Raw genomic sequence first — 460 nt, 5'->3', positions numbered from 1 at the left:
GTCTAGCGAAATGTCTTCAGAATCGGTCTTTTTGATTTTATGACTGGAGACAGCTAATGGTCTAAAGTCAGCAACAGCAGCCGTCATCACGAGAGCATCACAGGAGTCGAATTCGGCTTCAACTGTCTCTTGCATCTGGAATGCGGTCTCGACCAGAATAACCGGATAAGCTCTATCAACCTCAACTGTCGAGATTAGGGTGACATCGGCACCGCGTCCGTAGGCGGCATCAGCCATAGCAATGCCCATCTTGCCAGATGAGCGATTGCCGATAAAGCGAACCGGATCGATAGGCTCTCTGGTGCCGCCGGCGGTGACGATGACATTCTTTCCAAGCAAGACGTTGTGCGCCATAAGCTTTGCAGCCACTGAGGCCACCACTGTTTCCACCGAAGCCATTTTGCCTTGTCCTAAATCTCCACAAGCGACTTCACCGAAATCGGCCGGAATAACCTCATAG

1 protein-coding gene is annotated in these 460 nt (G+C 51.3%); it reads right to left on the bottom strand.

Annotation, left to right across the window (positions count from 1 at the left end; all coding sequences use genetic code 11):
- The coding region (locus IDG65_RS14250; RefSeq protein ID WP_274611365.1) for a phosphopantothenoylcysteine decarboxylase domain-containing protein at positions 1 to 460 on the bottom strand (460 nt) is incomplete at both ends.

Origin of the sequence: Staphylococcus sp. EG-SA-17, assembly GCF_017151845.1 — a bacterium.
GTDB lineage: Bacteria > Bacillota > Bacilli > Staphylococcales > Staphylococcaceae > Staphylococcus > Staphylococcus aureus.
Note: the sequence above shows the minus strand (reverse complement) of the source record. Positions and strands in the feature narration are given on the sequence as shown.